Origin of the sequence: Anaplasma bovis, from assembly GCF_036903315.1 — a bacterium.
In the GTDB taxonomy this organism is placed as follows: Bacteria; Pseudomonadota; Alphaproteobacteria; order Rickettsiales; family Anaplasmataceae; genus Anaplasma; species Anaplasma bovis.
Map to the genome: position 1 here is coordinate 1 of NZ_JAWLNY010000002.1, position 19,771 is coordinate 19,771.

Genomic DNA, 19,771 nt, shown 5'->3' on the forward strand with positions numbered 1-19,771 from the left:
CCACCAAGGTCATATACTACAACCTTCTTCTGCCCTGTGCCTTTATCTAAACCGTATGCTAAAGCCGCTGCAGTAGGTTCGTTTATTATACGAACTACATCTAACCCCGCTATGGTGCCGGCATCCTTGGTAGCCTGACGTTGCGCATCGTTAAAGTACGCGGGAACAGTGATCACTGCTTTCTTTACAGGAGCTCCAAAATATCTCTCCGCGGTTTCTTTAATTTTTTCCAGAATAAATGCACCAATCTGAACAGGGGAATACCCTTCACCCCTTGCTTTTATCCAAGCGTCTCCGTTCTTTGAGGGAAATATTTCATACGCGCACTGAACGTCACGCATGTCGTCGTATTTACGTCCTATGATTCTCTTACTCGCGTATATGGTATTCTGAGCATTGATATTCGCTTGACGCTTTGCTAACTCTCCAATTAACCTCTCACTTTCCGTGAAAGCCACAACAGAGGGAGTAGTCCTTGACCCCTCACTGTTCTCTATTACCTTCGCGGTACCCGCTTCCATAACAGCGACACAGGAATTAGTAGTACCCAAATCTATACCTATTATACGCTCAGCCGCCATAGCTACACCCTCATACAAAAACCCAGATACGGTAGATATAATCACCTAAAACCAAGATTACAACCCCATCTTTAAATTATTAGAAAAATACACCTCTAAGGTAATGTCTTGCACCGACATACCATCCCACTATTCAAGTTCCTAAAGAAAAAAAAAGCTTGCTGTCAGATTACGCTCATCGCAGAACACGCTCCAACCTCAACAGTCTGCTGTGTATTCTGTTGCTTTGCCACACTGCATTAAACGAGGGATTAACTCATGAAGCCGCATCAAAAATACGTGCCAACCACCTACTTACCCACGTCGCAGAATACGCCTTAACCTCGATAGCCTGCTGTGTATCCTGTTGCTGTGCAGCAGCATTATGTGCAGAATTTGCAGCAGGAGAATCCTCGACATCTACTTTCCTTGAAGACCCATTTACAACCTGAGAATTCATAAGGCCTTCGTTATTGCTAACATATCCCCCTTCAGCGCGTATACTAAACCCAGATATTGGCATGTTCTCATCAACATCAAACCTTACAAGTACCCTGAATTCACTTTCTATGTCGCTGACGTGTTTACGCTTACTATTGAATATGTGTGACAACGCCTTTGGAGATACAACAACCACAATTACCTTTTCACAGTTCTTGTTAGCGAGATATCTGATGTCCCTTAGAATATCCGCAGATATGGACTCCAAAGATCTGACCCTACCAACACCCTTGCAATGAGAACACTGCACAGTATTTGTATCAAGAATACTCTGCTTAACTCTCTGCCTCGAGATCTCCATCAATCCAAACGCACTGATGTACCCAAACTGGATTTTAGCCTTATCTCCCTTGAATGCCTCCCTTACTTCAGCCTCTACCGCCCTGCAGTACCTGTACTTTACCATATCTATAAAGTCTACCACTATAAGGCCCGATAATCCCCTCAGATTTACCTGCCTAGCAATCTCTTTCACCGCCTCCATATTCGTCTTGTAGGCAGTCTCCTCTATGCTATCCTCTCCTGTCATCCTGCCTGAATTTACATCCACAGAAACCAAAGCCTCTGTAGGAGTAATGACTAGATATCCTCCCGAAGGTAAGTGAACCTTATCCGTGTATAGCTCAAGAATCTGAGCATTCACCCTGTAGTGGGTAAAAATGGGAATAGCACCCTTGTACATTCTGACACGCAACTTGTTCCCAAACATCGACCTTGCGTATTCCTTGACTTTATTAAAAGCCTCATCCCCTGCCACAACAACATCATGAGTACTCTCATCACAGAAATCTCTGAGCACCCTCTGCATGATGTTTGCCTCTGCATATAGTAACGCGGGTGCCTCTAAAGACGCACAGCTCTCGGAGATTTCACTCCAAAGTGACTGCAGATACCGTAAATCTTGCTCTATTTCTTTCTGCCCCTTGCTGCTTCCAGCAGTCCGTATTATGACCCCGCACTCCTTGGGCAGCTTCATAGAGCTCAAAACTTCCTTTAAGCATTTTCTGCTATCACAATCCTCTATACGCCTGGAAATGCCGCTGTGTTTGGTACCGGAATTAGGCATTAGCACACAGTATCTGCCCACCAAAACCACATAGGTGGAGAACGTAGCGCACTTATTGCCGCGTTCCTCCTTAATTACCTGCACCATCAGCTCTTGGTCGACTTTTATTACGTTCTGCACCTTATACTTATGGCTGGGCCCTTTGCCACCACTCTTACCACTCCTTTTGTTGCTGGGACGATCTACACACTCCGCGTCAGCACCCACCTCAGGGACTGCCTCTGGAACTGCATCTTCGCCAGGAGATTGCTCGTCAGCTTCAACGTTGGCTTCAACGTTTGAAACAGCACTCTCCTCATCAACCTCATCTCCATACACACTCTGAAGTAATGCCTCCTTTTCCTCATCCGGAAGCTGATAATAATTCACAGCTATCTCTGAAAAAGGTAAGAACCCGTGCTTCCCCACTCCATATTCTATGAATACGGCCTGAAGAGAAGGCTCTATACGCTTCACTACCGCGTGGTATATATTACCTCTGAGTTGTTTTTTATCCTTTAGCTCTTGGTCAAACTCGACAACCTTACCACCATCGAGTACCGCTACCCTTATCTCATCGACATATACAGCATCAACCAGTATCCTTTTACCTGCACCACCACTAGACACAAAAACCTGCCAATATAAAATCCCATACGCGTCGTGCCCCATCCATGTCAGCACACACGCAAAAACTAATAATCCCTAAGAGTCTCTTGCCTCTATCATAATCACCATAGCAAGCCCCACAGCCATAGTTGCAACACCTACGACTATGGCCGTCAACATAAGAACACTAGGCAGGGGGTTGTTGTACTCTATCTCAGCACCAGGAGACAGTATAGGAACACTAGCACCCCCCACATAGCCTAACGAAATATAAAATAGGAGCACAGAAGATTGATAAATACAAAGTCCGATCAGTCTTCTAACACGGCTGTCATTAACTATAACGATAAACAAGCCCACAACCATGAGCAAAAAAGAAACTACGTAATTGGCACGCTCAACAAAAAACACAAGCCTCTCTTCCATTCCTGTAGTCTCTTTAATACACCTTACCCACTAAAATCATGAGTGAAACGACTCTCGCTCCGCAAGTGTATATCTATTTTTCCATGATGAAAAGTCAAAATAAATACTGACAAAAGATCCAAACACAGCCAGCCCCACACCAGACTCCACGATAAACACGCCTTGCTCCTGTCCGTGAACGGGGTCTAATACAGGGAAGATGTACGACAAAAACTTCTCTCCCAAAATTAGCGAAACCATGCCTACCACAATATACACCAACACACCCGTGGAAGATCCGATACGTACAAGAGATTCCGGGAGCACTTTTGCTACAGTCCTGTTGCCATACATCAGGGCGTACAAGACCACTGCGGATGCGAATATTACTCCACTCTGAAATCCTCCACCAGGTCCATAATCTCCATGAGTTTGCACATAAAATCCATACACCAGGATAACGGCAAACATGAATGAAGAAATGCACCTCAATGCATAATTATCTCGCAGTAAATTCCCTTCCTTCTCGGTGAATTCCCCATTTCTTCCTAAGAGTAAAAATATGCTCATGGAAGCACTCAGAATAACTATCGTCTCGCAAAGGGTATCATAACCCCGAAAACTTGCTAAAATCGAGGTCACAAGATTGGGAATACCGGTGTATTTATAGGCATCTCTCACATAATGCGCTGCATCACCAACGTTAGCAGGAGACCCAGCATAGCCATATTCCGGAAGATCCATCACAACATATAACAAGAGTAGGAAAACTGCCGTGGCCGTAAGCCCTGTCATGATAACCTTACTAAACTTTGCACGCACTGCTGTGTTACTACGTTTCAAGTAAGAAATCACGATCAACAGCAATACTGTTGTAAAGCCAGCGCCCACTGCCGCTTCCGTCATTGCCACATCTGGAGCATTCATTACTAGATATAACGTGGCATTAGTCAAACTAAAAGCAGACATAAGCAAAGTGTTGACTAAAATGTCTTTAGAAAACGCCACCGCAACAGCAATGAAAACTAGAAAACCCAACAACGTACAGTCTATTATCTCCATACCATGCGACATCACAGAGTAAACCCTTCACACTATTTGATATTTGTACTACACGCTACATTAGACAAAATGCTGCACATAGTTACATTCGTGATCAATAGCAGACATAAAAGAACTAAAAGTTTTATCGTAAAGATAGAAAACTCATAGTACATGCCCAGACCCAAAATAACGAGCACCATGCCCACAGAATCAACTATACCCGCTGAGTGTATCCTCAAACAAAAATCAGGCAGAACTACAATGCCCACAATAGACAGCATTATGAAAAGCACCCCTGCCCCCATGACCGCCATGCCAAGGTAAGAAATCACTTATCCCACCCTCCATACAAAAAAAATCTAGCAAACCCTATAGAGTACACCAACCCAACGCATGCGTACATCAAGGATATATCAATGAGATATTCCCCAATGTCGAGCAGTGCACCCATCATAATAATCATGAGTACAACACACGTATTGAACATATTAAGCGCGAGCACTCTGTCACATAACCCAGTAACACTTACTGCTCTAACCAAAGTACATGCTGCACAAAAAAGTATCGCAATAGTTAAAAAAATCATGCTTCAGTCCCACTTTTTATATTTCAAGCTACGCGTCTGGACAAAGTCTTTCCAATACCCTGTTTACCAGAACTTTCACAGTAATACCGAAATGCGCATACAGATCTTCACATTTTCCTGACGCACCAAATTGATCTATCCCTATAAATACTCCATTCTCACCTATGTATTTATGCCAACTCATGGAGCAAGCCGCCTCCACTGCCACTTTTAACACGTTTTCGCCTAGTATACCGAAAATGTATTCCCGCCCCTGCACGTCAAAAATCCTATCACAAGGGATGGAAACAACCCTCACACCCGTGTGGTATTCCTTCTGCAGTATATCCCTAGCTCCTAAGGCAATGCCAACCTCTGACCCGGTGGCCATAATCGTCACGCGATGATAGCCCTCAGAATCACGCAAGATATATCCCCCTCTCTCCGAAAGGTTGTCATCTGAATAATCACTGCGTATGGGCTTTACTCCCTGTCTTGACAGCACAAACATAGATGGCGCATCAGTTATTCGCAATGCAACATCCCAACACTCCAATACCTCAACTGCATCCGCAGGCCTGAACAGGTACAGGTTAGGTATAGCCCTCAATGAAGCCAGATGCTCAACAGGTTGATGTGTAGGACCATCCTCCCCAACACCTATGGAATCATGGGTCATTACGTATAAAACCTGTATACCCATGAGAGCAGACAACCTTATAGCTGGCCTGCAGTAATCAGAAAATACTAAAAATGTGCCACCGTAAGGTATAACCCCACCATGAAGAGCCATTCCATTCATACATGCCGCCATGGCGTGTTCTCTCACCCCATAGTGTATATATTCACCGCAAAACTTATTCCTATTTATATGAGTCATAGACGGTGATCTTGTGTTATTTGAAGAAGTCAGATCCGCCGATCCACCCACAAGTTTGCGAGTTTTTAGAGATAAGAACTCCAAAACTCTACCGAATGACTTTCTAGTAGCCTCTGAGTAACATGCATCACAAAAAGATTTTTTAAGTTCCCTTAACCCCGAAAGAACATCCGCTGGCAATCCGTCAGTAAATTCGGCAGTCAATTCCGCAAAGCCTTTACCATTCCTATATTTCGCGCACCAAGACTGATATTCAGCTTCTGCACGCCCCCTTATTACTCTCCACAGCTCTCTAACCTCCTCTCCAATCTCAAAAGCCGCTGTAGTTTGATACCCCAATGACTCTCTAACAGCAGCCGCATCACCCTCAGAAAAGGGCCAACTGTGGGCAGAAGATGTGCCCTCTTTGGACGGCATGAATTTACCTATGACAGTCTTACATGCAATGATAGATGGCTTATCAGTCTCCCTAGCACTCGCAATAGCCGCGTACACCTGCTCATAGTCGTGCCCGTCTACTTCCCATGTATCCCATCCGTAACTATTGAACCTGGTAAGCACATTATCAGAGGTAGCAAGCTCCGTCTTGCCGTCTATAGAAATCCCATTATCATCGAATAAGACAATAAGCTTCCCCAATCCTAAGTGACCCGCCAAAGATGCCGCCTCGTGGCTTATTCCCTCCATAAGACATCCATCACCTACCATGGCATATGTGTAGTGATCCATGATATCCGTACCATACCTTTCAGCCAGCACGCGTTCCGCAATAGCTAATCCTACGGCACAACCTAATCCCTGACCTAGAGGACCAGTCGTTACCTCGATACCCGGCGTACATCCGTATTCGGGGTGCCCAGGGGTTCTCGAGTGCAACTGCCTAAAATTTTTTATATCTTCAATGCCTATATATCCAAGTAGATGCAGCACAGAATATATGAGCATAGAACCATGCCCATTGGACAGTACAAATCTATCCCTATTTATCCAACGCGGATCATCTACACTGAATTTCATAAAGTTCGCAAACAAGACGGTAACAACATCCGCCATGCCCAAGGGCATTCCAGGGTGCCCTGAAGCTGCTTTGTATATCGCATCCACAGACAACATCCTTATGGCATTCGCCATAACACTGTGAGAACTGAACATTGATCCGCTATTGCTACAATTCACAACTATCCTCACATACCCAGATATTTTCCTACTAGGTAATTCTTGTAAGAGTCTACATCAACCCTGCGACCTGTAATCTTCTTCAGCATCATAGTGCTTCCGTATCTACTACCATTGGAATACACATACCTATTCAGCCAAGATACGACGCTGGTAAAATCCCCGTTCTTCACGTTCGCAAAGATATCTGTCTTGTGGTTTTTCATTGCAGCAAAGATCTGCGCAGCAACTATCGCTCCCAACACTCTGGCGGGCAGATAACCAAAAATCCCCCTAGCCCAATAATCGTCCTGCAGGAATCCTTCCATTTCATTCGCAGGAACCTTATCAAAATAGTACTTCATGCCTTGCATCCACGCATCAGGTAGATCACTCGCACTCAAATCACCATCTATCATCTCCTTTTCTAGTGCGTAACGCAGCATCACATGAGCGAGGGAAGTAACTTCACTAGCCCTCTTCATTAGCACGTCTGAGTCAACACCCAAAAGATACAACCTTACATTGTTCATATCGGCAACTCTGCTGCGAAAAGAAAAATGTTTTTTCAACATCGGCAGCATAAACTCAAAGAAATTTTCTTCCATCAGTAAATGAAGAGACATAATAAGTCCCTGAGCCTCGTACATAACGCTACCGGAAACCCTTCCCACAGGCTGAGATATCCATTTCTTCGGTAAATGTGCCTGATACAAAAACCTTCCAATGCTCTCGAGCGTCCCCCTTAGGCCCGTTCTGTAGTCTGACTCATCGTAGAATACACATTCATCTGGCCACTCCACTAGATTAAGAGAATCCCAACATAGCGCCTCTGCAGGAACATCAACTCCCGAACACATGGTTCCCCTTATGTACTCGTGAAATGCCTTTTGTCTATCCAGTGGCACAGATTTTGCCACATGCACTTTGTTGCGCCCTTGCCTGTCTAAAACTTCGCCAAAAAACTGCCTGAAAAACGCGCCTAAATCCGTAAAAACTTCATCAACACGCTTTGTATCCATGTCTCCGTCATAAGATTTGAGCATGACGTCATACTTATTTTCCACACCCATGTCAGAGGATTTAACGGATGCAAGTTCAGAAGACAATTTCACCACTTCAGACAACGTACCAACAACATTTTGAAGAGATTCTCTTCCCTCTGAGAATAGCGTCCATGAACTTAGACAGTCCATCTTGGCCTTGGCTAGCGATGACGACAAGCCTACGGGTACCCCCTTCAAGATTCTATGAATCCTGCTGATACAATACAGATTGGCTACTTCCCAGTCTCCCAACTGCCTTTTATTGGACAACGCAGTGCCAATAGCTTCAGACACAACATCGCTGTCTATTATGTCTTGTCTTATTTCCCGTAGCGTGTTGATTTTATCAAGAATTTCGTCTGCACCGCACATTTTGCTGCGGTAAAGTCCCTCCATAATCTCACTAATGTGGCGAACTTTGATAAATACCTGCTCTAAAAATTCGTAGTTTTTCATAACCCAAGCTTCACATTTTTACATTAACGCATCGTTCACCTACACACGTGACGCCCAACATACGAATGGACACCTACCAACACCTGTACTTGCGATGCACACTATCAATTGCACAATTACAGATACACCTTTATCGCCCCTGTAAAGGCACACTACTTTTTTATCATACATAACGACTAAAGCCACAACAATATAGTCTAATACGGAAAAATTATTTTCCTTGACTTGATGCAGTTTTAAGTAATCATCGGACCAGAAGGGTGGAATTGTTTATTTTGTCGATACTCTAACATTGAAATCATTGGTACGGGAGGGAGTTTTTATGCTGGTACGCAGGCTATTATGCCTCCTTGCACTTTTTGCTACTGCAGGATGTTTTACCTTTTTCCCCACAGAGAAGTTGCGTCTCGATCGTGTGCATTTCGGTGCGGAACGGGTTGAGAAGGTTTTTTTCGATTCTGAGAAGTATGATCTTAAGGTTTCAGGAAAAAGGCTGATACTGGAGCTTGTTGAGCAGATGAAGTATAACAAGGACATGTACTTGACTGTGGTAGGGCACACAGACGCTGTTGGTACGGATGAGTATAACCTTGCTTTAGGGGAAAAGAGAGCAAATGCTGTAAAGGAGTTTATAGTAAGTTGTGATAAGTCGCTTGCGACGCGGGTGGTTACGTACACAAAGGGAAAGAGCGAACCTGAAGTGCTTGTGTATTCAAGCGACAGTACAGATGCAGAAGATGCGCATTCTCATAATCGGAGAGCAGTTATAACTGTAAAGTTCGTTAGCAAAGGCGAGGCAGGCATGGGCGATATGTCACACCTGGTGCTTCAAGCAACGCAGCAACCAGCGGCGTGAGTTACTTGTGCTGCAAAAGTTTAGAAATCACAGATGGCGGGGCAAAGTAGGGTACTAGTTGCGCATCGCGTTGAAAGAAAGGGGCAAGCGCTGTGTAACCTGTTGCGGGTAGGAAGTTGTGTGGTGTGCCATTTTTTTGGTGTATAGCTTGTTGTGTACCTAACGTAGGCACTTTAGGTATAAGCCTTCATTCGCACCTTTAATAGGTAAACATTGTTTGACACCATTTCTTTATTTTGCTAGCTTGGCCAGGTGTTTTTTTCGAGCATTCTATGGCATGTATAGTAGTAGTTGGGCTCCAGTGGGGAGATGAAGCAAAAGGTAAAGTTGTAGACTGGCTGTCCGTAGATGCCGATGCAGTTGTTAGATTTCAAGGTGGAAGTAACGCGGGACATACGATAGTTGTAGAGGACAAGGTATACAAACTGAGTCTGCTTCCCTCCTCCATCCTCAGAGAGAATAAAAAGTCCATAATAAGTGGTGGCGTAGTGCTGGATCCGCACCTACTACTTAAGGAGATTGAGAATATTAGGAGTGATGGAATTGAAGTTGATCCGCAGAGATTGCACATATCAGAAACTTGTCCTTTAGTACTAGATGTCCATAGAGAAACGGAGCTCATACTGGAAGAGGTGCGCGGAAGCAAAATTATAGGAACCACCCATATGGGCATAGGTCCGTGCTATGAAGATAAAGTTGGTCGACGCTCTATAAGAGTGTGTGATCTACTACATACTGAATCACTGAGAGATAAGGTTGAGTGCTTGCTTTCTTATCATAATCTTCTTAGGAAGGCATCAAACAGGGACGAATTACGCGTGCAGGAAGTTTTGGACAAACTTCTGTCTATATCGGAAGAAATTCTTCCTTTCATAAGAAATGTCCGAGAGATCATATATGATTTGTATATGCAGGACAAAACCATATTGTTTGAAGGTGCCCAGGGAGCACTTTTAGATGTAGACCACGGGACGTACCCATATGTTACATCTAGTAATACGCTGGGAACTTTCGTGCAGGTCAGTTGCGGCGTTGGAGTACTTGGCAATATGCGCGTTATAGGTTTGGCGAAAGCATATACCACGAGAGTAGGAAATGGTCCTTTCGTGACAGAGGAAGTGGGAGAAGTGGGCGATATTCTTGTCTCTAGAGGACGCGAGTTTGGTACTGTAAGCAACCGCAAACGTAGATGTGGCTGGTTTGACGCGGTATTGGTGCGTCATGCTGTACAGCTATCTGGCGTATCTGAGGTGGCTCTGACCAAGTTAGATGTACTGGATACAATGCACGAGATAAAAGTATGTGTAGGGTACAAGCACGGAACCAAACACTATAACTATTTACCGGCTGCCCACCACATACAGGAAGAGCTGGAGCCTATATATGAGACTTTTCCTGGCTGGTGTTCGAATACATTGGGAGCAGTTTCTGCCTCAGAACTGCCAACTAACGCTCTAAGATACATAAGGGAAATAGAAAAGTTCATAGGCACGCCAATAAATCTTATATCTACAGGTCCCGATAGAAATCACGTACTGTCTTTACTCAACTAATGCCGATAGGAGCAGTTTCTGCCTCAGAACTCCCAACTAATGCGCTTAGGTGCATAAGAGAAATAGGAAAGTTTATAGGCACGCTAACAAATCTTATATCTACAGGTCCCGATAGAAATCACGTACTGTCTTTACTCAATTAATACTGAGTTGTACGCCTTTGGTTTTCGCGATATCCAAAACCTGTTGCAAGATTAGGGCTGCCGATATCATATCGTCTATTTTTTGTGACTTTTTTCTACGCATTCCCACACTTTCCGTCATCTTGCTGGCCGCCGCAGTGGTGTATCTTTCGTCATGTAAATATACGTTAGCCCCTATTTTTTTTACAAGCTTGGCAGCAAATACCCTCACCAACTCACACATGCGACCTTCCCTGCCATCGGATTCAAGTGGCAGACCCATAACTATGCCACCTGCTTTCTTTTCCCTAAAGATGGCACACAATTCTCCCAGATCTTGCCTTGTATTGCGTCTATCATAAACACATAGTGGCATAGCTACACTGCCCTCGTTAAGCGCAATGCCCATAGTCTTCTCTCCGAAATCTATACACATTACCCTACTACTGGACAAGAGGGAAAAGAAGTACCCCACATCATTGATCAGCATTAAGTAAGGCCCTCCCTTTCCTTCAAATTAAAAGGCACCCACAAGGAAGAAACGACCGAACGTGCCCACCATTACTATTACTGGCAAGCAAGGCACTCATCATAGCTGAAATCAGTAAGCTGCACAGGCGACTTAACAGCCTGACTGCCCACATCATGAGATACTTTATCGGCCCGCTGGAGTGACTTAGACCTGCAATAATAAAGGCTTTTCACACCCTTCTTCCATGCAAGGAAATGCACTTTGTGCAAATACCTCTTGTGTACACCCGCTAATAAGAACACATTCACGGATTGCGCCTGACAAATGTAAGGAGTGCGATCACCACTGTGTTCGATAACCCACCTCTGATCCATCTCATACGCTGTCTTAAACACAAGCTTCTCGTGCGGAGTAAGGAAATCAAGATGCTGTACAGAACCTTCGTTTGTGGAAATAGAAGACCAAACCTGATCATTGTCACGATTCTTTGACTTCAGCAGCTCTTGTAAAAACTTATTACGCACCACAAAAGACCCCGTAAGAGTTTTATGCGTAAACGCATTCGCTGCATACGGCTCTATTCCTGGCGATGTATTGCCTGCAATAATTGATATAGAAGCTGTCGGAGCTACAGAAAGCTTGTGCACAAACCTCTCCAACTTGTTGGCATCTATAGCATCTGGACATGCCCCCCTTTCAGCAGCAAGCTTGCGAGAGACCTCATCAGCCTGAGCTTTCAAATGTGAAAAAATCCTCTTATTCCACATTGTAGCCGCGAAAGACTCAAATGGAACCATCTTACTCTGCAAAAAAGAGTGGAATCCCATGACTCCCAGCCCTATACTCCGCTCCCTCATAGCGGAATATTTCGCCCTCTTCATCTCTGGAGGCGCCTTTTGTATGAAATCCTCTAGCACATTATCTAAGAACCTCATCACATCCTCTATGAAGATGGGATTTGAGCTCCACATGTCATAATATTCCAAATTCAAGGAGGACAGACAACATATGGCAGTCCTAGAATTGCCCAAGTGATCCTCCCCTGTGGCCAATGTTATCTCGGTGCACAGGTTAGACATTTTGATCTCTAATCCCAGGTCCTTGTATATACTTGGCTTAGTCCTGTTAACCGTATCGACAAACACAATGTACGGTTCGCCAGTCTCAACTCTTGTGGTCAGGATTTTTATCCATAGATCCCGCGCCCTCACCGTGCATATCACACTGTTATCCTTCGGGCTGATGAGATCCCACTGCTTGTCTTTCTCTACAGCAATCATGAACTCATCACTTAGCAAAACACCATGATGAATATTCAATGCCTTCCTGTTGGGATCACCGCCAGTAGGTCTCCTTATGTCCAAAAACTCCTCTATCTCTGGATGCCATACGGGAAGATACACCGCAGAACTTCCTCGTCTCAATGAACCCTGACTTATGGCCAAAGTAAGAGCATTCTGCACCACTATGAATGGAATTATACCAGAGGTTTTACCACTGCCCCTCACTTTTTCTCCTATGGAACGCAGATTGCCCCAATAACTACCTATGCCTCCACCACGAGAAGCAAGCCACACATTTTCGTTCCACAGATTCAGTATTCCAACCAAGCTATCTTCTGTTTCGTTTAAGAAGCACGACACCGGCAGCCCCCTGCTTGTACCACCGTTGCTCAGTATAGGAGTAGCAGGCATAAACCACAGCTTACTCATATAGTCGTACAGCCTCTGTGCATGCTGAGCATCGTCGGAGTAATACTCCGCAACACGGGCAAAAAGCTGCTGATAATCTTCATTATCCATCAGGTATCTGTCAGACAAAACAGCCTTACCAAAATTGGTCAACAGGCTGTCACGACTGTAATCTATAACAATCCGCGACACTCTAGCACACTCCACACGACTACATTACCCAAAAACTCAAGAATACACCACGCACTATGTCACAAGGCAGAATACCCCCTCATACTCCATTCAAAACTATTAAAGAAACGTAAACTGAAACGAATTCCCCTAGCATATCCCAAAACACATAACGGCCCTGGGAGTGACTCCCACGGGAGTCGAACCCGCGTTACCACCGTGAAAGGGTGGTGTCCTAGACCACTAGACGAAGGAGTCATGACAGTCCCACTATATAATTCATCAGCCACCTAATAGTCAAACAAAATTCCTACAACCGTCACAGTACTACATAACCTTTCTTGAAGAAACGAAAACTTTTCACACTCCAAAGTAGGTTATACTAATACCGTAACTCAACTCATAGTAGTAGATACTACTTCTTGCAAAAGCGCTGAAGAAAAATTTTCATTATTCCGCAATAATTTTTGCGACAGGGTCCATAGCGACACATTTTACACTGTAAAACATGTGCTCGCGCAAAGTTCTGGAAATACAGCAAAACTCCTGTATACTCTGGCACCTGTATTTTTCATACACTATCTTAGGGTGTAAATGCGAAAGCGTATAGAGAGTTTTTCGGTTTTGTTGAGAAACTCATTACTGGAGCTTGTATCGAGCAAAATAGTAGATCGTTGCCCATCTCAAATTCTCGCACAGGCTCTTGCATATACTCTAGAAAACCCGGGAAAATGTGTGCGCTCATTCCTTGCAAGTTCATCAGCGCAGGCTTTTGGCGCGGCACTTGAAAAAACCCTGCCACTGTGTGTAGCAATTGAAGTTATGCATACATACTCTCTGATACATGATGACCTCCCCTCCATGGATGATGCACCAATCAGGAGGCAGAAGAACAGTTGCCACAAAGAATTTGGTGAGGCAATAGCACTTCTCACTGGTGATGCTCTATTAACTCTGACATTTGAGTTACTTTCCTCAATGGACGAGGAATATTCTACCAGATGTAGGATTATAGAATTAATATCCAGAGCATGTGGCCATAGTGGTATGGTAGGTGGACAAGCTATGGATATAGCAGAGCTTGAATTCTCTGAATCGAAAGACACAGCTATATGCATAATGCACAAATCTAAAACCGCTATGTTTTTTTCAGCTTCATGTGAGGCTGGAGCAATACTCGGCGGCGCAAGCCCCGAAGAAGTCAAAATACTATCTGAATACGGCATGACACTGGGGCAGGTATTTCAGGCAAACGACGACTTAAAAGACGTGCAAGAAGATAAGGCACACTCAAACATGGCTTGCATTTTGGGGGTGGAAAAGACCGTCGCATATATAGACGAAATGTTGTGCAAATGTAAAAGTCATCTAGAAAAATTAGACAGAGATGTTACAATCCTCAAGGAGTTTGTTGCGTTTATGGAAGACTCGGTAACATGGGGAAAATAATACGTTGTATACTTGGCGGTGTCGCCGTAGTTTTTGTGTTAGGTTTGGTAGCTAAAGCAGCTCTAAATTTTGCTGAAGTGAGCGTTATCTCTACCTCCGCAGAGAAGCCTTATAGAACATTTTCTAGTAACACAGAAAGCTTGGGGTATAAGCTTGGTGCAACCATATTAAGACCTATTGTGGAGTCCAGGATAGACAAGTATCTCAAGGATCAAGGCATGGAAGAGTACCTTCTAGAACTGAAGTCACGTGCTTTTCCTGTAAGCGATTTCTCGTTCATAGATGTGGAATCCGGTGAAGGTCCTGAAGCAATGTGTGGGCAGGAGGTCTCTGCAATAGTGATCAGTGTTCCTGTATCTGATGTTATGTCTGGCTCTACGTCGATTTTGAAAGCTGCTTCGAAACAGCTTTTGGGAAAGCTTCCTGCATCTGCGATAAAGGAGTCCATAAACCCTAGTAAAATGCCTTTCTCAGGGGAGGTTGTGCCATCTACTTTGAAGATAGGAACGCATGAGATTGCTGAGGTAAATTACTCGCTAGCAGGCATGAGAAAAAATGGCAGCAGGGTTGTAACAGTTACAGATAGCGACGGCAATGCCGTAAGTCATCATTACATATCAGTAAAGTCCATCAACAATACTGGATATCCTACTAATGCTATGAAGGGCTTCATGATATTCGACAAGGGAAATAATTCGCCTAAGAAGGACCCGATCACGATTGCAAGGTGCGGGGATAAAGTTTCTGTCACGTATAAAATTCGTGATTTGAATGGTGATTTAGTAACGCAGGGTAAAACCGGAGAGTTCACTATAGGAGCTAGGGAAATGCCTTTAGCCTTTGATTTGGGAGCAGTAGATTTGAGGTCTGATGTTGCAAGATCGATTATAGTACCCCCAGAATTTTTCAAGGGGTTCAATGTAGGCGGTGCACACTATAAAGGTGTGAGCATACTGGATTTGCAAATCGCTCGCAGCACGCAAGAATAAAACTGTGGCAAACTCGACGCATAGTCTCTAGAAACATGCCTCTTGTTCGGATTTGAGGCTACGGTATAAGGCTGGATAGTCACCACAGCTTCCTTTCAAGTACAACATTACCTCCTCTACCATTGCAGGGGCTGCTAGGTACCCATATCTGTACAGACCATTTATCCTCATAATGCCTTCTCCCACAAATAGTCTCGGGAGATTATCAGAAAATGCTGGCCTGCAACCTGTCATCATATCCAACACCCTCGCTTCTGCAAATCCCCTGTGAAGGGAATATGCAGCAGAAAGCATCTCTAACACAGATTGCACAGAAATTTCAGAAAAATCACAACTCTCTATCTCCGTGGAACCAATTAGAAACGTATTATCTGGCCTTGGTACAACATATATGCTGTATCGTGGGTGCATCATACGGGTGGGAAATTCAATTGTGACCCCTGGAGCACGAACCAATATCACTTCTCCTCTTACTCCCCGCAGGCCCTCTATGTCGCACCTTGCACCTATGCCTCTACAATCAAAAACAAAATCGAAATGGCACGACCCTTCATCACCCACTATCTTACCTGGTGAAACTTCTCTGACAGCTGTGTGACTTCTCCATATTGCCCCTAGGCTCTTTAACGCAGTCTCTAGGCTACGAAAAAGACGCATACTATCTATGTCTCCTTCACCTTTGATGTGTACGCCATGTGAAACTGATAGTCCTGGAACCAACTCGCAAATGTTGTCTGTGATACACAAGTCACTAAATATCTCTGGAAACCTGCGTCTCACCATGAAACATACTCTTTCTAGGTCTGACAAATCACTGGCATGTGCAACAATCACACTGCCGAGAACCCTGAGGTAGCTTTCAACACCCAGAAAAGAAAGAATTTCCGGCCAAAGAATAATAGACTTTTGGCCCAATTGCACTACAAGATCTCCTATGATCTCCGCCTCAGAATACAGAGAAAGCATACCTCCTGCAATAAAGCCACAGCTCTTTCTCCCACCTGTATCATCTTTATCAAAAATGGTTACATTCCACCCCTCACGTATCAGCCTTAGAGCCAATATCCTACCTATTAACCCTGCTCCTACAATACCGGCAGTTTTAGCCATAATTTCTCACAGAAAACATGAAATACAAAAAACTACTTAGGGCGGTCCATGCACACCTCAGTGCCGCTATAGTGTAACCTGAAAAGTGTGGCGATGCAGCCATGACTTTTTATTTTGAACACATACACCAACAGTGTGGATGAAAGCAGGAAGTTTTTCTCTAATCAACCCCGTACATGTCATAACGTGCTGTATAATCTCGAAACTTACCCTTTCCCGGTTCAAAAACAATCTCCGGAGACCACAAAAAAGAACCTACACACCTAAGCGCCGCTACAGTGTAATCTGAAAATTGTAGCGATGCAGCCATGACTTTTTATTTTGAACACATACACTGACAGTACGAACGGGAAGTTTTTCTCTAATCAACCCCGTACATGTCATAACGTGCTGTATAATCTCGAAACTTACCCTTTTCCGGTTCAAAAAACAGCCTTACATTTCCTATGGGGCCATTTCTCTGCTTAGAGACAAAAACGTCCGCTATATTGCTAATGGCATCCATTTTCAGTTGCCATTCCGCATGCTTTGACGTCCCTTCAGGTGGTTGTTTTCTCAACTCGTAGTATTCTTGCCTGTACAAAAACATCACGACATCGGCATCTTGTTCTATACTTCCCGAATCCCGCAAATCTGATAGCTGAGGTCTCTTATCATCACGTTGTTCTACAAGCCTAGACAATTGAGATAGCGCTACCAAAGGAATGTTTAGCTCCTTTGCTATAGCTTTCAAGCCCTGAGTTACCTCCGATACTTCCTGCACCCTGTTTTCTCCGCTTCTTTTTGTCGTACCTTTTACTAATTGCAGATAGTCTAAGAAAACTACCCCCACATTGTAGAGCTGATGCATTCTCCTTATCCTCGTCCTGAGGGCACTAATGGACAGTACAGAAGAATCATCTACGATAAATGGCAGATCGCATATATCTTCGCTAGCTTTTAGCACATGTTGTAGATCTGTGTTGCTTATCTTCCCCGATAGTGCCTTATATGAGCTAATTTCTGACTCAATGGATATGATCCTGGATGCAATGTGCTCAGCAGACATTTCTAAAGAGAAAAAGCCCACACTTTTACCCTGCTCTCTCAAAGATTTACACGCGTTCAACGCCATATTGAGTGCCATAGCAGTTTTTCCCATGGAAGGACGCGCTGCGAGAACTATAAGATCAGAATTTTGCAGCCCATTTAGTATGCCATCCAAATCTTTGAAGCCCACAGTCACTCCCTGCAACACTCCGGCGTCGCCGCGAGCAGACTCTATTTTCTTTCTGACACCTTCTATCAAAGTAGAAAATCTATGATAATTCTTGTCAGATTTGCCTCTGGTACCCAACAAAAATAGCCTTTGTGATGCGTCTTCTATCTGTTGCTCTGCAGAATTGTCAAAGTCATAGTCATACGCATTAGAAACGACGTCATTGCCCAAAGAAATCAAACATCGCCTGATATGTGCATCAAAAACCACCTTGGCAACACTCTTGATGTCAAAAATGACACTAGCCTTGGCGGCAATTTTCGCTAAATATTCCGCACCTCCACTTTCAATAAGGGCTTCGTCATTATCAAAAAACATTTTGAGGCTAATCTCATTTGCAGAAAGGCCTCTCTTATTTATCTTTACTATCTGGTCAAAAATACGCCTGTGTAAAGGGTCGAAAAACACATCCGTGCTTATCATGTCCTCAAGAGCATCACAAATCCTGTTATCGCGCAGCATGGCACCGATTAGTAATTGCTCAGCCTCGATATTGTTAGGAAGACTAGATATGTTTTCCAGCAAACTCTTCTCCTGTAATTTTCCTGTCGAAGTCACGCCATCTACCTAGATCTTCCTCTATGCTTACCTTGATACATGCCCTTCATGCTCACCAACATCTGCCAGAATCCATTCCTAAGTCTACTTTGATCTACACCTATAAGCCTCTGATGCTTCTCAGACATAACTAGCCTGGTCCACCTACCTATGGGTTCCATAAACCCAACTATTTTGACAGGATTCTCGTACTCAACACTGCTCTGCTTCGTATTTTGAATTGCAATTCGCTCTCTGGCAAGCTCCCTGTTTTTCTTTTCCAGATACAATTTATGCTTTTCCTCATCACTGAGCTGCTCTTCCTCATCATGCTCCTGAAAAATAACGCTTATACGCCTATATATGTAGGCACAGCCCGCACGCAGGCACCAAAGCCCAAGGCACGCAAGCATAATTATAAGGACACCACCAAGAACCTTGAAAGCCATTTTAATCACGAGATAAGGGCATATACCTATTCTAACACAATGTGTTAAAATGAAAAAGACATGGATATCATTGCTCTCCCACACTTATCAGGAGTGTATAACTTTGGATGAAGATCGCAAACTCATTATGAATGCCTCAGATTACATGAAACTAGCAATGGAAGAGGCTTTGAAGAGTACAGAAGAAGTCCCAGTGGGAGCTGTGGTAGTAAATTGCGACACTATAATATCGCAAGCTCATAACCTTACCTCATACAAGGTTGATCCTACGGCACATGCCGAGATTTTAGCGATAAGAGAAGCCTGTACAAAGCTGCGTTCCATTATATTAAATAACTGCGATATATATGTCACTCTCGAACCATGCGCGATGTGTGCCCAAGCAATATCTTTTGCGAGAATCAGGAGAATATACTTCGGAGCGTACAACGCAAGGCTGGGAGGAATAGAAAATGGAGCAAGAATATTTAAGCACTGCTACCACGTGCCTGAAGTGTACGGAGGTTTTTTTGAAGAAGAGAATTCGAAGATACTAAAAACCTTCTTTCAGAAAATACGCAAATGATACTACTTACACCCTAAATACTCCAAGTGAAACCTGCTCCCATAGCCGCAAGAAGCACGAGCTGTCCTTCCAGCAATTTGCCCTCTTTTCTCATAAAATGTATCGCTAAAGGTATAGATGCAGCGGATATATTTGCATGCTTTGCTATATACAACGCAACTCTGCTCATATTCGAAATAGACTAGCTCCCCAGGTAAAACCTGCTCCCATATAGCTGCAAAAAGCACGAGCTGTCCTTCCAGCAGTTTGCCCTCTTTTTTCATAAAATGAATCGCCAAAGGTA

19 protein-coding genes and 1 tRNA gene are annotated in these 19,771 nt (G+C 44.0%); 5 read left to right on the forward strand and 15 right to left on the reverse strand.

All coding sequences use genetic code 11. The features are described 5' to 3' along the window. From R4I06_RS00285 to R4I06_RS00320, 8 genes are all read right to left on the reverse strand, one after another. A partial coding sequence (locus tag R4I06_RS00285; protein ID WP_334413550.1) for an Hsp70 family protein occupies positions 1-581 on the reverse strand: 581 nt, incomplete at its 3' end. 256 nt (positions 582-837) lie between these two features. Continuing rightward, complete coding sequence (locus R4I06_RS00290) at positions 838-2,778, reverse strand: Rne/Rng family ribonuclease (RefSeq protein ID WP_410519360.1); 1,941 nt, start codon at positions 2,776-2,778, stop codon at positions 838-840. A gap of 33 nt (positions 2,779-2,811) precedes the next feature. Then, the gene (locus R4I06_RS00295; RefSeq protein WP_334413501.1) at positions 2,812-3,141 is read right to left on the reverse strand and encodes a cation:proton antiporter subunit C; all 330 of its coding nucleotides are present in this window, start codon (positions 3,139-3,141) and stop codon (positions 2,812-2,814) included. A gap of 36 nt (positions 3,142-3,177) precedes the next feature. Continuing rightward, positions 3,178-4,194 (reverse strand): DUF4040 domain-containing protein, encoded by a 1,017-nt coding sequence (locus tag R4I06_RS00300; RefSeq protein ID WP_334413551.1) that lies wholly within the window; start codon positions 4,192-4,194, stop codon positions 3,178-3,180. 20 nt (positions 4,195-4,214) lie between these two features. Continuing rightward, positions 4,215-4,496, reverse strand: coding sequence for a monovalent cation/H(+) antiporter subunit G (locus R4I06_RS00305; RefSeq protein WP_334413502.1), 282 nt, complete (start codon positions 4,494-4,496; stop codon positions 4,215-4,217). Further along, positions 4,493-4,750, reverse strand: a complete 258-nt coding sequence (locus tag R4I06_RS00310; RefSeq protein ID WP_334413503.1) for a monovalent cation/H+ antiporter complex subunit F — start codon at positions 4,748-4,750, stop codon at positions 4,493-4,495. Before R4I06_RS00310 ends, R4I06_RS00305 begins: the two co-directional genes overlap by 4 nt. A 28-nt stretch (positions 4,751-4,778) precedes the next feature. Continuing rightward, the gene (tkt, locus tag R4I06_RS00315) at positions 4,779-6,761 is read right to left on the reverse strand and encodes a transketolase (RefSeq protein ID WP_334413504.1); all 1,983 of its coding nucleotides are present in this window, start codon (positions 6,759-6,761) and stop codon (positions 4,779-4,781) included. 32 nt (positions 6,762-6,793) lie between these two features. Then, a complete protein-coding gene (locus R4I06_RS00320; RefSeq protein ID WP_334413505.1) occupies positions 6,794-8,266 on the reverse strand; it encodes a gluzincin family metallopeptidase in 1,473 nt (490 codons plus the stop codon). A 322-nt stretch (positions 8,267-8,588) separates the two neighbouring features. Between R4I06_RS00320 and R4I06_RS00325 the strand changes: the two genes are divergently transcribed. Together R4I06_RS00325 and R4I06_RS00330 are read left to right on the forward strand one after the other, a co-directional pair. Continuing rightward, positions 8,589-9,122 (forward strand): OmpA family protein, encoded by a 534-nt coding sequence (locus tag R4I06_RS00325; protein WP_334413506.1) that lies wholly within the window; start codon positions 8,589-8,591, stop codon positions 9,120-9,122. Positions 9,123-9,394: 272 nt separating this feature from the next. Then, positions 9,395-10,675, forward strand: coding sequence for an adenylosuccinate synthase (locus R4I06_RS00330; protein WP_334413552.1), 1,281 nt, complete (start codon positions 9,395-9,397; stop codon positions 10,673-10,675). Between the two features lie 135 nt (positions 10,676-10,810). Here the strand turns inward: R4I06_RS00330 and ruvX are convergent, their stop codons facing one another. The 3 genes from ruvX to R4I06_RS00345 form a co-directional block, all read right to left on the reverse strand. Then, positions 10,811-11,287, reverse strand: coding sequence for a Holliday junction resolvase RuvX (gene ruvX, locus R4I06_RS00335; protein WP_334413507.1), 477 nt, complete (start codon positions 11,285-11,287; stop codon positions 10,811-10,813). A gap of 77 nt (positions 11,288-11,364) precedes the next feature. Beyond that, positions 11,365-13,152, reverse strand: a complete 1,788-nt coding sequence (locus tag R4I06_RS00340) for a ribonucleoside-diphosphate reductase subunit alpha (RefSeq protein WP_334413508.1) — start codon at positions 13,150-13,152, stop codon at positions 11,365-11,367. A 164-nt stretch (positions 13,153-13,316) separates the two neighbouring features. After that, positions 13,317-13,389: transfer RNA gene (locus tag R4I06_RS00345), tRNA-Glu, on the reverse strand. A gap of 336 nt (positions 13,390-13,725) precedes the next feature. Between R4I06_RS00345 and R4I06_RS00350 the strand changes: the two genes are divergently transcribed. Together R4I06_RS00350 and R4I06_RS00355 are read left to right on the forward strand one after the other, a co-directional pair. Then, the gene (locus tag R4I06_RS00350) at positions 13,726-14,580 is read left to right on the forward strand and encodes a polyprenyl synthetase family protein (protein WP_334413509.1); all 855 of its coding nucleotides are present in this window, start codon (positions 13,726-13,728) and stop codon (positions 14,578-14,580) included. 35 nt (positions 14,581-14,615) lie between these two features. After that, on the forward strand, positions 14,616-15,569 hold the full coding sequence (locus R4I06_RS00355) for a hypothetical protein (RefSeq protein WP_334413510.1): 954 nt from the start codon (positions 14,616-14,618) through the stop codon (positions 15,567-15,569). 27 nt (positions 15,570-15,596) lie between these two features. Here R4I06_RS00355 and R4I06_RS00360 read toward each other — a convergent pair whose 3' ends face one another. From R4I06_RS00360 to R4I06_RS00370, 3 genes are all read right to left on the reverse strand, one after another. Further along, positions 15,597-16,679, reverse strand: a complete 1,083-nt coding sequence (locus tag R4I06_RS00360; protein WP_334413511.1) for an FAD-dependent oxidoreductase — start codon at positions 16,677-16,679, stop codon at positions 15,597-15,599. Between the two features lie 361 nt (positions 16,680-17,040). Next, positions 17,041-18,495, reverse strand: a complete 1,455-nt coding sequence (locus R4I06_RS00365) for a replicative DNA helicase (protein ID WP_334413512.1) — start codon at positions 18,493-18,495, stop codon at positions 17,041-17,043. Between the two features lie 5 nt (positions 18,496-18,500). Further along, entirely contained in the window at positions 18,501-18,923 is a 423-nt protein-coding gene (locus R4I06_RS00370; protein WP_334413513.1) for a hypothetical protein, read from the reverse strand. Between the two features lie 127 nt (positions 18,924-19,050). Between R4I06_RS00370 and R4I06_RS00375 the strand changes: the two genes are divergently transcribed. After that, positions 19,051-19,488, forward strand: a complete 438-nt coding sequence (locus tag R4I06_RS00375; RefSeq protein WP_334413553.1) for a nucleoside deaminase — start codon at positions 19,051-19,053, stop codon at positions 19,486-19,488. Between the two features lie 13 nt (positions 19,489-19,501). Here the strand turns inward: R4I06_RS00375 and R4I06_RS00380 are convergent, their stop codons facing one another. Next, complete coding sequence (locus R4I06_RS00380; protein ID WP_334413514.1) at positions 19,502-19,657, reverse strand: 3-oxoacyl-[acyl-carrier-protein] synthase III C-terminal domain-containing protein; 156 nt, start codon at positions 19,655-19,657, stop codon at positions 19,502-19,504. Positions 19,658-19,771: the final 114 nt, after the last annotated feature.

Bases quoted from the DNA above. Each gene is read 5' to 3' on its own strand.
- R4I06_RS00290 (WP_410519360.1), bottom strand. From the start codon at position 2,778: ATGGGGCACGACGCGTATGGGATTTTATATTGGCAGGTTTTTGTGTCT.
- R4I06_RS00295 (WP_334413501.1), bottom strand. From the start codon at position 3,141: ATGGAAGAGAGGCTTGTGTTTTTTGTTGAGCGTGCCAATTACGTAGTT.
- R4I06_RS00300 (WP_334413551.1), bottom strand. From the start codon at position 4,194: ATGTCGCATGGTATGGAGATAATAGACTGTACGTTGTTGGGTTTTCTA.
- R4I06_RS00310 (WP_334413503.1), bottom strand. From the start codon at position 4,750: ATGATTTTTTTAACTATTGCGATACTTTTTTGTGCAGCATGTACTTTG.
- tkt (WP_334413504.1), bottom strand. From the start codon at position 6,761: ATGTTCAGTTCTCACAGTGTTATGGCGAATGCCATAAGGATGTTGTCT.
- R4I06_RS00320 (WP_334413505.1), bottom strand. From the start codon at position 8,266: ATGAAAAACTACGAATTTTTAGAGCAGGTATTTATCAAAGTTCGCCAC.
- R4I06_RS00325 (WP_334413506.1), top strand. From the start codon at position 8,589: ATGCTGGTACGCAGGCTATTATGCCTCCTTGCACTTTTTGCTACTGCA.
- R4I06_RS00330 (WP_334413552.1), top strand. From the start codon at position 9,395: ATGGCATGTATAGTAGTAGTTGGGCTCCAGTGGGGAGATGAAGCAAAA.
- ruvX (WP_334413507.1), bottom strand. From the start codon at position 11,287: ATGCTGATCAATGATGTGGGGTACTTCTTTTCCCTCTTGTCCAGTAGT.
- R4I06_RS00350 (WP_334413509.1), top strand. From the start codon at position 13,726: ATGCGAAAGCGTATAGAGAGTTTTTCGGTTTTGTTGAGAAACTCATTA.
- R4I06_RS00360 (WP_334413511.1), bottom strand. From the start codon at position 16,679: ATGGCTAAAACTGCCGGTATTGTAGGAGCAGGGTTAATAGGTAGGATA.
- R4I06_RS00370 (WP_334413513.1), bottom strand. From the start codon at position 18,923: ATGGCTTTCAAGGTTCTTGGTGGTGTCCTTATAATTATGCTTGCGTGC.
- R4I06_RS00375 (WP_334413553.1), top strand. From the start codon at position 19,051: ATGAATGCCTCAGATTACATGAAACTAGCAATGGAAGAGGCTTTGAAG.
- R4I06_RS00380 (WP_334413514.1), bottom strand. From the start codon at position 19,657: ATGAGCAGAGTTGCGTTGTATATAGCAAAGCATGCAAATATATCCGCT.